Source organism: Neobacillus sp. YIM B06451 (assembly GCF_032667185.1).
Classification (GTDB): Bacteria; Bacillota; Bacilli; order Bacillales; family Cytobacillaceae; genus Bacillus_D.
Map to the genome: position 1 here is coordinate 286,131 of NZ_JAVFKJ010000004.1, position 13,844 is coordinate 299,974.

General features: G+C 46.1%; 17 protein-coding genes. 16 read left to right on the forward strand and 1 reads right to left on the reverse strand.

Features of this window, described 5'->3' with window-relative positions; all coding sequences use genetic code 11:
- The first annotated feature begins 25 nt into the window (after positions 1-25).
- The 15 genes from fliN (at position 26) to perR (ending at position 12,162) form a co-directional block, all read left to right on the forward strand.
- Positions 26-370 carry a flagellar motor switch protein FliN gene (fliN, locus tag RB160_RS11125; RefSeq protein WP_316570363.1) on the forward strand — a complete coding sequence of 115 codons (345 nt, stop codon included), beginning with the start codon at positions 26-28 and terminating at the stop codon, positions 368-370.
- A 14-nt stretch (positions 371-384) separates the two neighbouring features.
- The gene (locus RB160_RS11130; protein ID WP_316570365.1) at positions 385-960 is read left to right on the forward strand and encodes a flagellar biosynthetic protein FliO; all 576 of its coding nucleotides are present in this window, start codon (positions 385-387) and stop codon (positions 958-960) included.
- Positions 957-1,718 carry a flagellar type III secretion system pore protein FliP gene (fliP, locus tag RB160_RS11135; RefSeq protein WP_396954706.1) on the forward strand — a complete coding sequence of 254 codons (762 nt, stop codon included), beginning with the start codon at positions 957-959 and terminating at the stop codon, positions 1,716-1,718. The genes RB160_RS11130 and fliP overlap by 4 nt, the downstream gene beginning before the upstream one ends.
- Before the next feature lie 11 nt (positions 1,719-1,729).
- Positions 1,730-1,999 (forward strand): flagellar biosynthesis protein FliQ, encoded by a 270-nt coding sequence (gene fliQ, locus RB160_RS11140; RefSeq protein ID WP_316570366.1) that lies wholly within the window; start codon positions 1,730-1,732, stop codon positions 1,997-1,999.
- Between the two features lie 9 nt (positions 2,000-2,008).
- Complete coding sequence (fliR, locus tag RB160_RS11145; protein WP_316570367.1) at positions 2,009-2,776, forward strand: flagellar biosynthetic protein FliR; 768 nt, start codon at positions 2,009-2,011, stop codon at positions 2,774-2,776.
- Between the two features lie 12 nt (positions 2,777-2,788).
- Positions 2,789-3,871 carry a flagellar biosynthesis protein FlhB gene (flhB, locus tag RB160_RS11150; RefSeq protein WP_316570368.1) on the forward strand — a complete coding sequence of 361 codons (1,083 nt, stop codon included), beginning with the start codon at positions 2,789-2,791 and terminating at the stop codon, positions 3,869-3,871.
- Positions 3,872-3,882: 11 nt separating this feature from the next.
- Positions 3,883-5,913 carry a flagellar biosynthesis protein FlhA gene (flhA, locus tag RB160_RS11155; protein ID WP_316570370.1) on the forward strand — a complete coding sequence of 677 codons (2,031 nt, stop codon included), beginning with the start codon at positions 3,883-3,885 and terminating at the stop codon, positions 5,911-5,913.
- Positions 5,910-7,115 carry a flagellar biosynthesis GTPase FlhF gene (gene flhF, locus RB160_RS11160; RefSeq protein ID WP_316570372.1) on the forward strand — a complete coding sequence of 402 codons (1,206 nt, stop codon included), beginning with the start codon at positions 5,910-5,912 and terminating at the stop codon, positions 7,113-7,115. The genes flhA and flhF overlap by 4 nt, the downstream gene beginning before the upstream one ends.
- Positions 7,075-7,944 carry a MinD/ParA family protein gene (locus RB160_RS11165; protein WP_316570374.1) on the forward strand — a complete coding sequence of 290 codons (870 nt, stop codon included), beginning with the start codon at positions 7,075-7,077 and terminating at the stop codon, positions 7,942-7,944. The genes flhF and RB160_RS11165 overlap by 41 nt, the downstream gene beginning before the upstream one ends.
- 35 nt (positions 7,945-7,979) lie before the next feature.
- Positions 7,980-8,687 carry a sigma-70 family RNA polymerase sigma factor gene (locus tag RB160_RS11170; RefSeq protein ID WP_316570376.1) on the forward strand — a complete coding sequence of 236 codons (708 nt, stop codon included), beginning with the start codon at positions 7,980-7,982 and terminating at the stop codon, positions 8,685-8,687.
- A gap of 247 nt (positions 8,688-8,934) precedes the next feature.
- Positions 8,935-9,345, forward strand: a complete 411-nt coding sequence (locus tag RB160_RS11175) for an ion channel (protein ID WP_396954707.1) — start codon at positions 8,935-8,937, stop codon at positions 9,343-9,345.
- Positions 9,346-9,449: 104 nt separating this feature from the next.
- Entirely contained in the window at positions 9,450-9,917 is a 468-nt protein-coding gene (gene bcp / locus RB160_RS11180; RefSeq protein WP_316570405.1) for a thioredoxin-dependent thiol peroxidase, read from the forward strand.
- Between the two features lie 196 nt (positions 9,918-10,113).
- Complete coding sequence (locus tag RB160_RS11185; RefSeq protein WP_316570379.1) at positions 10,114-11,061, forward strand: D-2-hydroxyacid dehydrogenase; 948 nt, start codon at positions 10,114-10,116, stop codon at positions 11,059-11,061.
- A 1-nt stretch (position 11,062) separates the two neighbouring features.
- A complete protein-coding gene (locus RB160_RS11190) occupies positions 11,063-11,614 on the forward strand; it encodes a cob(I)yrinic acid a,c-diamide adenosyltransferase (protein ID WP_316570380.1) in 552 nt (183 codons plus the stop codon).
- Between the two features lie 107 nt (positions 11,615-11,721).
- A complete protein-coding gene (perR, locus tag RB160_RS11195; protein WP_316570382.1) occupies positions 11,722-12,162 on the forward strand; it encodes a peroxide-responsive transcriptional repressor PerR in 441 nt (146 codons plus the stop codon).
- Between the two features lie 48 nt (positions 12,163-12,210).
- Here the strand turns inward: perR and RB160_RS11200 are convergent, their stop codons facing one another.
- Complete coding sequence (locus RB160_RS11200) at positions 12,211-12,558, reverse strand: YgzB family protein (RefSeq protein WP_316570384.1); 348 nt, start codon at positions 12,556-12,558, stop codon at positions 12,211-12,213.
- 157 nt (positions 12,559-12,715) lie between these two features.
- Between RB160_RS11200 and RB160_RS11205 the strand changes: the two genes are divergently transcribed.
- Positions 12,716-13,579 (forward strand): nucleotidyltransferase-like protein, encoded by an 864-nt coding sequence (locus RB160_RS11205; RefSeq protein WP_316570386.1) that lies wholly within the window; start codon positions 12,716-12,718, stop codon positions 13,577-13,579.
- Positions 13,580-13,844: the final 265 nt, after the last annotated feature.

A 13,844-nucleotide genomic window follows, 5' to 3' on the forward strand; every position in this document is an offset into this window, starting at 1 on the left:
AGGCAGAAAGGGGCAAGGGTTCATAATGGAAAAAAGAAAAAGCCAATATGGTTCTGTTCAATCAGTCCAATTTTCGCCAATCACTGAACAGCCACAAGCGGCTGCGGGAAATAATGAAATCAATATGCTAACTGATGTATCGCTTCAATTGGGATTCGAGTTGGGAAGGGCGAAGAAAACGGTTAGGGAAATACTTGAGCTTAAAAAGGGATCGGTCGTCGGCCTGAACAAGCTGGCCGGAGAATATGTTGATGTATTAGTGAACAATCAGCGGATAGCCACTGGGGAAGTCGTCGTCATGGACGACAAATTTGCAGTCAGGATAACCGAAGTAATTTCAGAACGTGAAAAAGAGAAAAAGATCAGGTGAGAGGATCAGGACTTGTGAGTTGGAGAAAAACTATTTTATTGCTGGCAGCGGGCCTGCTCTTCCTGCTTGTACCGTTAAACGAAGCATCAGCCAAGGAAAAAAGCATTTACGATGTGTTAGAAAAAAATTCCGAAAATGAAAATAATGAAAGTGTTCAAATAAATGAGCCGGAAGAAACCTCCGTGCTTCCATACGCCTTGAAATTTATCTTTTCCTTCTTATTAATAATAGCCCTGCTTTATTTTGTATTACGGTACCTTTCCAAAAAGACGAATCCTCTTAATAGGGGGGGCCTTTTCCATGGAATCGGCGGGCATCCCCTTGGGAACAACCGTTCAGTCCAGTTATTGATGGTAGGGGACACACTCTACATCCTTGGGGTTGGCGAATCTATCAACCTATTAAGGATGGTACCCCCAGGAGAGGAACAAACGCGCCTTCTTGAAATGGTTGCCGAAAAGCAGGGTGACCCGATTGCGGATTGGGGAGCGAAGCTGAAAAAGACGTCACAGGAAAAATGGAATGAGCTTCTCCTTAAACAGCTGAAGGATGGCAAGCAAAAATCAGGCAAGGAGAACGGCGAAAAATGAAACAAATCGGTATATACAAAAAAGCAGCCTTTCTTGTCCCATGCTTGTTTTTCCTTATGCATCATACTGCTTTTGCCCAAACCCCGATACCCGGAATCAATTTGGAGATAGGCGGGACGGGAGCAATGGAAGATACAGCAACTTCCATTAAACTTTTGCTCATGCTGACTGTCCTCTCAGTGGCTCCGAGCATCTTGTTGCTGATGACCTCGTTTACGAGGATTGCGATTGTCCTTTCATTCGTTAGGACGGCGATTGGTACCCAGACAATGCCGCCTGCCCAAGTCATTATGGGACTGAGCATGATTTTGACCTTTTTCATCATGGGGCCGACATTCCAGGAAATCAATAAGGAAGCATTCCAGCCTTTTTTGGCAGGGGATATGCCCCAGGAAGAGGCGTTTGAAAAAGCGAGCGGCCCGATAAAAGTTTTTATGGCAAAGCAAACCCGCGAAAGCGACCTAAAGCTTTTCCTTGAATACAGGGATACAGGAACGATTGAAAGCATTGAGGATATACCCCTAACAGCCCTCGTCCCTGCATTTGCGATAAGCGAATTAAAAACAGCTTTCCAGATGGGTTTTTTGATTTTTATACCTTTCATCATAATCGATATGATTGTTGCCAGCGTTTTAATGGCGATGGGGATGATGATGGTTCCGCCATCATTGATTTCCCTGCCGTTTAAAATCCTCCTCTTCATCCTAGTGGACGGTTGGCATCTCGTCGTAAAATCATTGTTTGTAAGTTTTAGTTAAGGAGAATTGCTATGACACCTGACAGCATCATGGGGCTTGCGCAAAGCTCGATTTACCTGACGTTGCTGATTTTAGCTCCTGTTTTGGGAATGGCGCTGATTATCGGATTGGCAGTCAGCATCTTTCAGGCGGTTACCCAAATCCAGGAGCAGACTCTCGCCTTTACACCGAAAATCGTTGCCGTATTTGTAAGCCTTCTATTCTTTGGGCCATGGATGCTGACCCATTTGGTGGATTTTACGAGGAATATCCTGTCCAACCTGACAAGTTATATTGGGTAGCGGGCTGATATGATGACTTACTTGCCTTTTTGGCTCCTGGTTTTTGTCCGGCTCGCGGGTTTCTTCCTGGCCGCGCCCGTTTGGGGGGACCGGCAAATTCCTCCTCAGTTTAAAATAGGAATTGCATTTTTTGTTACCGTCATGGTTGCAGGGGTGGTTGAGCCGGTTGTAATTCCGGAAATGGATTCAGTCTATCTTCTGCTTGTTTTAAAAGAAACAGCGGTAGGCATAAGCCTTGGGCTGCTAACTGCTTTCCTGGTTTACGCGGTTCAGCTCGCGGGAAGCTTCGTCGACATGCAAAGCGGCCTTGCGATGTCCACACTATTTAACCCGCACACAGGGGTTCAGGAGAATATTACCGGCCGCTTCTACTATGCACTGGCTATCTTGTTCTTTTTGGCGGTGGACGCCCACCATATTCTTTTAAAAGGCGCGGTGGCAAGCTTCGAATGGATTCCGGCGGAGCTTTGGCTGCCTGCGGGAGCGGCGGGCAGCATGGCCCAACTAGCCGTTTCCATAACAAAAAACATGTTCTGGATCGCGATATTAATCGCTTCCCCCATAATGGGGACCATTTTCATGGTCGATATCGCACTTGGGCTGCTGTCGAAAATGGTACCGCAGATGAATCTGTTTGTTGTCGGTATCCCAGTGAAGCTCATTGTCCACTATATTGTTTTATTCATTACGATGCCCGTCTTCTTTTTTGTGATGGGAAAGCTCGTACGCACTATGACCCATTCAATAGAAAGTATATTGAAGATTCTGGGGACCTAAAGGAAGATCATCATGCTCCTACGGCTCGACTTGCAATATTTTGCCGAAAAAACTGAAAAAGCCACCCCCCGCAAAAAGCAGGAAGCGAGAAAAAAAGGCCAGGTCGCCAAGAGTACCGACTTATCGAATGCCTTGGTTCTACTGGGTTCCTTCTCTTTCCTATCGTTTTATGGGGAACTGGCCGGGCCAAGGATACTTAGGCTTTTCACGAGCGGACTTTCGGATGGGCTATTGTGGGATTTAACCGAAGAATCAACTGTCCTTCTTTTTAAAAATATGCTGATTGACGCGGTATTGATCGCGGCGCCGATTCTGTTTATCGCGTGGCTTGCCGCTATTGTTTCAACCATATCCCAGGTCGGTTTTTTGATTACCGGTGAGTCCATTAAGATGGACTTGAAAAAAATCGATCCCATTGCCGGGGCGAAGCGGATTTTTTCGATGAGAAGCCTTGTCGAGCTGTTGAAATCGATTCTAAAAGTTATTTTAATCGCGACGGTAGCTGGTTTGTACCTTTGGAACCAACGGGGAGTCGTACTGAAGCTTCCACAAATGGATCCTTTTCTGATTGTATCAACGCTTGCCGCACTGACCTTCAAGATGGGTATGATTGTTTCGGCCGTTTATTTAGTACTGGCGGTGGCGGACCTCGTTTACCAAAGGTACGAACATGCGAAGCAATTGAGGATGTCCAAGCAGGACATTAAGGATGAACACAAGAAGACAGAGGGCGATCCGTTAATCAAACAGAAAATTAAAGAAAAACAACGCCAGATTGCGAGCGCGAGGATGATGCAGGATGTTCCGAAAGCGCAGGTCGTTGTCACGAATCCAACCCACTATGCGGTTGCGATTGCCTATGAAGCTGGAAAAATGGCCGTTCCGGTCGTCGTTGCCAAGGGTACCGACTTCCTGGCCTTGAAAATAAGGGAAATAGCAAAAGAGCATCGAGTAATTATTATGGAAAACAAGCCGCTTGCAAGGACGCTCTATGCAGGGGTCGCAGTTGGCGAAGAAATACCGGAAGAACTGTTCAAGGCGGTAGCGGAAGTATTGGCCTATGTGTACCGGGTTAAAGGAACTTTAAGCAAGTAGAGGGTGACGAAATGACGTTTAAAAACTTTGGGGTCCTGGTGGCTGTCATATTGATTGTTGTAATGATGGTTATCCCGATACCGACAGTTATGCTTGATATATTGCTTATATTGAATCTTTCGATGTCCATCATGATTCTATTGATTACGATGAACACGAAGGAACCACTGGACTTTTCAATTTTCCCATCCATTATCTTGCTGACCACTTTGTTCCGTCTCGCCTTGAACGTATCGAGTACGAGATCGATCTTAACCCATGCCCACGCAGGAAAAGTCATTGAAGCATTTGGAAACTTTGTTATCGGCGGAAACGCAGTCGTCGGTTTTATTGTCTTTCTTATTCTAGTCATCATTCAATTCATTGTTATCACAAAGGGTTCGGAGCGTGTCGCAGAGGTCGCTGCCCGCTTTACCCTGGATGCAATGCCTGGTAAGCAAATGAGCATCGATGCCGATTTGAACACAGGAATGATCAATGACCAGGATGCGAGGGCGCGCCGCAAAAAGGTTGAACAGGAAGCGGATTTCTACGGTTCGATGGACGGTGCGAGCAAGTTTGTAAAAGGGGACGCCATTGCAGGCATTATCATTCTGATCATAAATATCACCGCAGGATTCGCAATCGGAATGACAACCCATGGCATGGCTTTATCTGAAGCGGTCAATACATTCACAATCCTCTCGGTTGGGGATGGGCTCGTCAGCCAGATTCCTGCTTTGCTCATTTCAACAGCGATGGGAATCATGGTCACAAGGGCTGCTTCGGAAGGGAACCTTGGCGATGACTTGACGAAGCAAATGTTTTCCTACCCTTATCTACTTTATATCGTTGCGGGGGTCATCGCCCTGCTCGGGGTGTTTACGCCAATCGGGATTTTCCTTACATGGAGCATGGCCGGGCTGCTTGCATTCGCTGGTTATCAAATCCAGAAACGCCAGACGAATGGGGATTCGGCACTTGAAGAACATGAAGTTGAAAAGGAACTTGAAGAAGTGCGGAGGCCGGAAAATGTCTTTAACCTTCTTCGCGAGGATCCAATTGAATTTGAATTTGGCATTGGGCTAATTATGCTGGCAGATGCGAATCAGGGGGGCGATTTGCTTGACAGGGTGGTTGCCATCCGCAGGCAGGTTGCGATGGAACTTGGCCTCGTCGTCCCAGTTATCCGGATTCGCGATAATATCCAGCTGCAGCACAATGAATATGTCATAAAGATAAAAGGCAATCAGGTCGCAAGCGGTGAAATCCTCCTTGACCATTTCCTCATGCTGAATCCGGCTGACGAGGACCATGGAATCGAAGGGGTCGAAACAACCGAGCCAACATTCGGGCTTCCTGCCTTGTGGATTACAGAAAATCAGAAGGATGAAGCTGAATTGTTCGGCTATACGGTCATTGACCCATCATCCGTTATCAGTACCCACCTGTCTGAAACGATTAAAAAATATGCCCATGAAATCCTGGGCAGGGAAGAAACAAGCCAGCTGATCAACCATGTAAGGGAAACGCATCCGTCACTGGTTGAAGAGCTTATCCCGAACGTCCTGAGCATTGGGGATGTCCAGAAGGTTCTACAGAAGCTTCTTAAGGAAAATGTATCGATCAGAAGCCTTTCGGTCATTTTCGAGGCGCTTGCCGAGTATGCGTCGTATACGAAAAATACCGATATCCTGACCGAATATGTCCGACAGTCGCTGTCACGCCAATTGACGTACCAGCACGTGCAAAATGGGGTCATCCATGCGATCCAGGTCGGAGCTGCAATCGAGAAAAAGCTGGCGGAGTCGATTCAGCGGACCGAGCAGGGAGACATCTTGGCAATCGATCCGGATTCTGCGAATCAGTTAATTGGGACATTCACGGAATCAATCCAGCAAATGGCGGAAATGGGTATCCGCCCGGTCATTTTATCGTCATCCGGAATCAGGATGTACGTGAGGCAGCTCCTTGAACGGGCATTCAATGATATTCCGATCCTATCCTATAATGAGCTGGAACCGACCGTTGAAGTGAAAAGTGTTGGAGTGGTGAAGGTATGAAAATAAAAACATATATCGTCGATAATCTGACCGAGGCCTACCCGCTGATTTTCAAGGACCTTGGAACGAGTGCCTTCATCCTGAATTCAAAGGAAATAAAGGTAGGCGGGATATTCGGGCTTTTTGGAAGAAAGCGTGTCGAGGTGGTCGCAGCCGCCGACATTTCGAAAGAAAGCCCTCCTAAAGAGGAAGTGCGCCAGCCGGAACCCCTCCAGATGGAGTCCAGTATAGCGGAAGCCGTCTCGCAGGAAATTTTTTCAGAAAAGGAAGTACTTAAGGGAATTTCTGATAAGGAAGTCCTCAGAGAAATTTCCGAAGTGAAGGGCCTGATTCATTCCATGCTAAAAAGCGGCACGGAAGAGCAGAAGCTCCCGGGGCCACTTGAAAAATGGATGAAGCATCTTGAGGACCAGGAAGTGGATCAGGAGGTTATCCAGTATATTGTAAAAAAAGCGGAACAGATGGGAAAAAGAGCTGGCGAGGAAGAAATGGGAGGGCTCATTTTGAAAATAGTCACCGAGCTTTTCCAGGAAGGTGTGGCATCGGAGCCTGAAAAAAGCGTACCAGTCGGCCCACCGTCCTTGATTACCCTTGTCGGCCCGACCGGTGTTGGAAAAACAACCACCATAGCCAAACTCGCCGCAGCCCGCGCTTTTAAGAAAAAACAAAGGGTCGGCCTGTTGACATCGGATACGTTCAGGATTGCGGCAGTGGAGCAGCTTTTGACATATGCGGATATCTTGAACATCCCGCTCGAAGTGGTCATGAAGGAAGATGAGCTTGAAACCGCGATGAAAACGATGAAAGGCCGCCATGTCGTCTTCATGGACACCGCTGGGCGGAACTATCTTGAACGGCAATATATTAATGAAGTAAACCAGTTTTTACGTTACGATACCCGCCAGGAAAATTACTTGGTTTTAAGCATGACATCAAGGTGGAGAGATATGAAGAAAATCGTTGAACAAATGAAAGCTGTTCCCATTGACAAGCTTATTTTAACCAAATGGGACGAAACGACCTGTTATGGTGCAGCCCTTAATATGGCCTACCACTATCCGTACCCCTTAGCCTTTATATGCACGGGGCAGGAAGTTCCTCAGGACATAATGCCCGCCGAAGCTGAGTACATGGCAAAAAAATTGTTGGGGGTCGATGAAAATGCTGCAGGATCAGGCTTATCATTTAAGGCGATTGTCTAATACCCTCACGCCGGGAGAGCAGAAACTCTCCCGGGTCGTAACGATAGCGAGTGGAAAAGGCGGAGTCGGAAAGTCGAATTTCACCTTGAATTTCGCATTATGCCTGATGGAACTTGGCCAAAAGGTTGTTGTCATTGACCTTGATATTGGAATGGCGAATCTGGACATTTTAATGGGCGCCGCGCCAAAGGCCAATCTGATGGACATGATCAAAGAGCGAAAAAGCATTTGGGCTGTGCTGGAAAACGGACCACTCGGCCTGCAATACCTGGCCGGGGGCTCTGGATTTCATAGCCTGTTCCAGATGACCGGGGAAGAAAGGGACTACTTTTTCGAAGAACTTGAAAAGCTTCATGGCTACGCCGATATCATTTTAATCGATACCGGGGCGGGTCTTACGGTAGAAGCGCAGCGTTGCCATCTGGCGGCAGACGATATCATCTTACTCACGACGCCGGAACCGACATCCATGGCGGATGCCTATTCTGTTGTGAAAATTCTGCACAGCCAAAAAAAATCACTATCCTTCCACCTCCTTGTGAACCGAGTTTCCCACCAGAGAGAAGGGATGGAAGCCGCGGGGAAGTTCAAGATGGCTGTCCAGTCATTTTTAAATAAAGAGTTGAAAATTTTTGGTGCCATGCCGGATGACGCCAATGTCACGAAGTCCGTGTTGAAGCAAGTGCCCTTTTATCTCGAATATCCACGCACCCCTGCTTCGGCAATGCTAAAAAAGCTTGCCGAAAGGTTTGTCACCGGAATCCCGGCCCAGCAGGAAAGCGGCGGCATAAAAGGCTTTATCCGAAGCCTTTCGAAATTTCTGCAATGATGATGTCTGAAAAAACTTTGAAGGGGGGAAGCATATTGAATTGGAATGCCGAAAAGGAATTAGATCAATATATTCCATTGGTTCATATGGTTGTATCCCAAATGAAGAGGAAATTATCGGACAAAGCAGATGAAAATGAGCTGTTTTCCTTTGGGATGACAGGGCTTTGGGATGCGGGCCTGAAATATAACCCAGGGCAGGGCGTGAAGTTTGAAACGTACGCCGTGCAGCGAATAAGAGGCGAAATCCTCGATGGATTGCGGCAGACGGACCATGTTTCACGTACCCTTCGATCAAAAGAAAAGCGGATCCGCAAGGCGGTCGAGGAATTGGAACAGGCACATCTGCGCAGGCCGACTCCCATAGAGGTTAGCGAGTATCTCGGCATTAGCGTGCAGGAATATGAACAAACCCAAATGCAGCTTTCCTTCATCAACCAGGAGTCGTTGGATGAGCCGGCCGACCGGGACGAGGACGCCTCAGTCAGGCAGGTTGAAGACCAAACTATGGTCAGGCAGGAAGAATGGGTTGAGACAAGGGAGCGCAAAATGGCCCTTGCTTCCATGATCGATTCGTTGCCGGAAAGGGAAAAGCTTACCCTCGCACTTGTTTATTATGAAAACCTCAGCCTAACGGATGTGAGCGTCATTCTTGGCGTACATAAATCCAGGGCATCCCAGCTGCACCAGCAGGCCATCAAACGCCTCCGCAAGCAGATGGAACAGCAGGGATTTGATTGGTAAGTTATATGCAGCCTGTTTTCGCGTCTGGCGGAAGCAGGCTTTTTGTTTGAAGGGGAGGTTCTTTTTTTTGAAAAAGCGGTCTTTTTCGAGGCGTTAAAGAGGATTTAAAGCCCGAGCAGCATTGATCTTCCGGTTATCAGACTCCGCATATCTTCCACCTTCAAAATTCAACAAGCCATTAAATCAATAACTGCTCTAATCTTGGACAAGTTTGCATAGTATAGACTGGCTAAACAATTTCTGGGTGGTGGACGGATTGTATTTTGCTTTGCTGATCGGTACGGGAGTATGCCTGTTTATGAGCCTTCGGACTTTGTTCGTCCCCAACAGGATGAGGGGGAGCAGCATCCTGTCGTTGGAAAACTTCCTCTATTTAGGTATGGTCTATTTTACAGTTCTTGTAGGCTTCGGGATGGTGTATCTTCTGTTTGGCCTTTATTCCGAACCTGTGCTAGCGGAAACAGGGGGTTCAGGGGACGGGAGCTTTTTAAGAAAGGCGGGTACTGCTGTGTACTTTAGCGCTATGACGCTCTTTTCCGTTGGACATGGTGACGTGGTGCCGATTGGTATTGGCAGGTTTGTGGCAATTCTCGAAGCCTTAATTGGTTATACAATTCCAGCAGCCTTTGTAGCGAGAGCCGTGATGGAAAGGGATTAGGGTGGTCACGCCACTCTCCGTGGTAACCACAATCTCAAAAGTTGTACTAATTCTCCTATTTGGTTAGTCTAAAGGCAGAATCATTTATGAATGGAGTGAATGTGATGACTGTCCAGACAGGAGCAGCAGCACCGGATTTCAGCCTTCCTTCAGTGGATGGCAGCCAAGTAAAATTATCGGATTTCAGGGGGAAGAATGTCGTCCTTTATTTTTACCCAAAGGATATGACACCTGGGTGCACAACACAGGCATGCGATTTCCGCAATCACCACAAAAGCTTTGAAGACGTAAATGCAGTCGTCATCGGCATCAGCCCAGATCCGGTTGACAGGCATAAGAAGTTCATTGATAAATACGATTTGCCATTCCTTCTTTTGGCGGACACGGACCACAGCGTAGCGGAGGCGTATGGCGTGTGGAAGCTGAAGAAAAATTTCGGCAAGGAATACATGGGCATTGAAAGAAGCACGTTTGTCATCGACAAGGAAGGCAGGATTTCCAGGGAGTGGCGCGGCGTCAAGGTAAAAGGCCATGTGGAGGAAGCACTCGAATTTGTCAGGGCAAACGCCTGAGGCCTATTTTTACAGGAAAAGGCTACTGTCCATGCAAATTACTATGGAGCGAATACGTTATAGTAGGGCATACCTCCTCAGATAATTAGATTTAGGGCCGGAATTTCCGGCTCTCTTTTTTTTACCTGAAACAAGTTTTGAATATTACAAGATCTTGTTGGAATGGTATGATTGAGGAAAAAACAGGGGTGTTTTTATGAACATATTGTTTACATTCGTACCACTTGAAAGCGTCCAAGAAGGCATTCGCCAAGAATATCCCGACTTTACGATTCACTTCAGCAGAATTGGTTCGGCGGCCGATTACCTGCCGGAAGCTGAAATCATTGTTACATACGGAGAAGATTTGAACGAGGACTATATTCAAAAAGCCGAAAAGCTTAAATGGATTATGATTATGTCAGCCGGGATGGAAAAAATGCCATTTGATGCCTGTGCCAAGCGGGAAATTCTCGTCACGAATGCAAGGGGAATACATAAAATCCCGATGGCGGAATTTACAATCGGGACAATGCTTCAGCATGTCAAGCAGTTCCCGGCAATCCGACGGAATGAAGAGTTGGAGGAATGGGACAGGAAAGTCAAAGTCGGGGAGCTTGCCGGAAAACACATCCTCATCCTGGGCATTGGCGCCATCGGCGGGGAAACGGCCAGGCTGGCAAAGGCGTTCAGGATGAAGGTAACAGGAATTAATCGAAGCGGCAAGCCTCATCAGGATGCGGACCAAACCGATACATTTGAGAATATCGAAGCCTATTTGCCTGACGCCGACTTCATTGTATCCGTCCTGCCAAGCACGGATGAAACAAAACATTTATTGAAAGAAGAGCATTTCCGGATGATGAAGGATACTGCAGTGTTCATTAATATAGGCAGAGGCGACCTTGTCCAAGAAGAAATTCTCCTTAAAGTAATGGGGGAGCAGGTTATCGCGCATGCCTATCTCGATGTTTTTCAAACGGAGCCGCTTCCTAAAGGGCATCCTTTTTGGACGATGGACAATGTCACGGTTACGCCGCACATATCAAGCATTACCGAAAACTACATGCCCCGGTCGCTCGAAATTTTCAGGCACAATCTCCAGGTTTATCGGACTAACGAAGGCAGCTATATAAATGTAATTGATTTGGCAAGGGGGTATTAACGTGAAAATTTATACGAAATCAGGGGATAAAGGAACAACCTCTCTCATTTACGGAAGCCGGGTTCCGAAAGATGATGCGCGGGTTGAAGCATACGGAACGTGTGATGAAACAAATTCCGCAATCGGCCTAGCCCTCTCGCTTTTGAAAAATGAATTTTTTGACGGGAAGGATAAAATCGATGCCGTGTATCATAAAATTCAGACGCAGCTTTTCCATGTCGGCGCGGAACTTGCGACTCCTGAAGGAAAAGAAGTAAAATGGTCCATTTCCGGGGAAGATATTGAGGAAATGGAAAAGCGAATTGATGAATGGGATGAGAAATTGCCGCAGTTAACGAATTTTATCCTCCCTGGCGGACATCCTGCAGGCGCGGCCTTCCATGTTGCCAGGACTGTCTCCAGGCGGGCGGAGCGGGAGGCGGTATCCCTGGGTGAGTCGGTGAATCCGTTGGTTCTTGCCTATTTAAACAGGCTATCCGATCTTCTTTTTGTCACGGCAAGATATGTAAACATGAAACTTGGGGCAGAGGAAAAAACTCTGCACCAATCGTAGTCATTTGATAATAGGTAGATGAGCAGGCATATTGACAAATGCCCCCATTTTCTATAAACTAATTATAACAATTATAATTTAAGAATTTATGTATAGAAGAGAGGTGCATGTCGGTGCCGCAACATCTGAAGGAAGCATTGGAAGTTTTAAAAGAATCTGGGGTAAGAATGACTCCACAGCGCCATGCCATACTGGAGTATTTAATCCAATCCATGTCGCACCCGACTGCAGATGACATTTATAAAGCCCTTGAAGGCAAATTCCCAAACATGAGTGTCGCTACGGTTTACAATAACCTCCGCGTTTTTAAGGAAGTAGGGCTTGTAAAGGAACTGACTTACGGTGACGCCTCCAGCAGGTTTGATTTTAAGACATCCGACCACTACCACATAATTTGTGAAAAATGCAATAAAATCGTCGACTTTTATTATCCGGGCCTGGACGAGGTTGAGCATCTCGCATCCCATGTGACTGGCTTTAAAGTCGCACACCACCGGATGGAGATTTATGGGGAATGCCCAGATTGCTCCCTAAAGGAAGCACACTAATCTTATATTATAAGCAAAACGCCCGGATAAGCATCCGGGCGTTATTTGTTACTGTTTCTTCTTATTATAGGACTCGTCGAATTCCTTTCCTTCGAGATTAGGATCAAGTGTAAGCGGTTCTCGGCAGTACATGCACATGTCTACCCGGCCAAGCATTTTCGTGTGCCTTTCGCAATTCGGGCATACCACCTGTACCGTTTTTGTTGATAGCATGCCTATCCAGAAGTAGACAACCGTACTTGCGATAATGAACAAAAACCCGACGAGCATGAATATTGTCATTAAAACGGGTGATGTCCGGAAAAAGATGCCACCATACATGATAATAAATCCAATGAAAATCAGGCTTAGTGCAAATGTGCGGATTTTATTAATTTTACTCGAATACTTCCCCATGCAATTCCCTCCCGATTCTTAACTATACCATACAAGCGATTTTGGTGGAACTTGGGCAAGCGCTTTTGGGATAGAAGAAAAAATGGTTTTTATTTAAGGAAGGAAAAAAAGAAATTATTGTCGAAACTATAGCTATCAATGTTTTGGAGGAACGACCATGGAAGATATCCTTCGCCCGATATACCAGGAAAGGGCCAGCCAATCGAATACTATGGGGATTTTATTGGTTGAAAAAAAAGAAAAGTACAGCCCAGCCACTGATTTTTTTGATGCAATTCTTCTGGTGATTGTCAATGAAGCCGATGAGCCAATCACGATAAAACATTATTCCTATGCAGAAGAAAAAGCCGCCCTTCATACAATTACGGAGGCTAAGTTAAGGGAGTGGATGCTCCTAGGCACGAACCGCAAAATTTTCGAATGGCTTTACGGAGCGAAAGTTGTTTTCGACAGAAATGAGTACATAAGAAATTTGCTTACGGAATTCAGGGACTTTCCTTTTTATGGCCGAAAAATAAAGATGGGCATAGAATTTGCTAAATTGATCCGCCGTTATTTGGACGGCAAGGCTTTTTTTGAAAATGGCCAATACCTTGATGCCTATAACCATGTTGTCCATTCGCTTCATCATTTGGCGCGCCTTGCGGTCATCGAAAGCGGCTTCCATCCCGAATTAACGGTTTGGAACCAGGTAAAGCAAATTGATCCCGAGCTGTTTAAGCTTTATGAGGAGCTCGTTACAAGCGAAGAGGCGTTGGAGAAACGGCTTGAGCTTTTGTTCCTCGCCAGCGAATTTTTGATTCATTCAAGAACCCGGGTAGGGGCGGGGCATCTTTTAAATGTTCTTAAAAAGAAAGATATTTGGACGATTGGAGAAATAATGAAGGATGAAGAGCTTGTTCATTATTCGGTTGATTTAAGTGTCCTTCTTGAGTACCTTGCTGAAAAGCATTTGATTGAGACGGTCCCGGTTGAAACAAAAAGCCCTGGTCTTTATCATAGGTATTACAGGGTTTGTTAATAACGGTATAAATATTATTTTAAAAAAGTAAAAAGGTATTGACCTTTAGGTGGAATCTTGTTATATTAATATCCGTCGCTGCGATACGAACCACTTAACAGTTCGTAAGCGGCGGATAAAAAAGTTATTGACACAGCATGCGAGGCTATGATATATTATAAAAGTCGCCTCAACGCGACACGGTGAGTTTCCGAGTAAACGGAACTCGCGGTGATGATTAACATTGTTCCTTGAAAACTAAACAAACAAGCGTCAACAAACAATA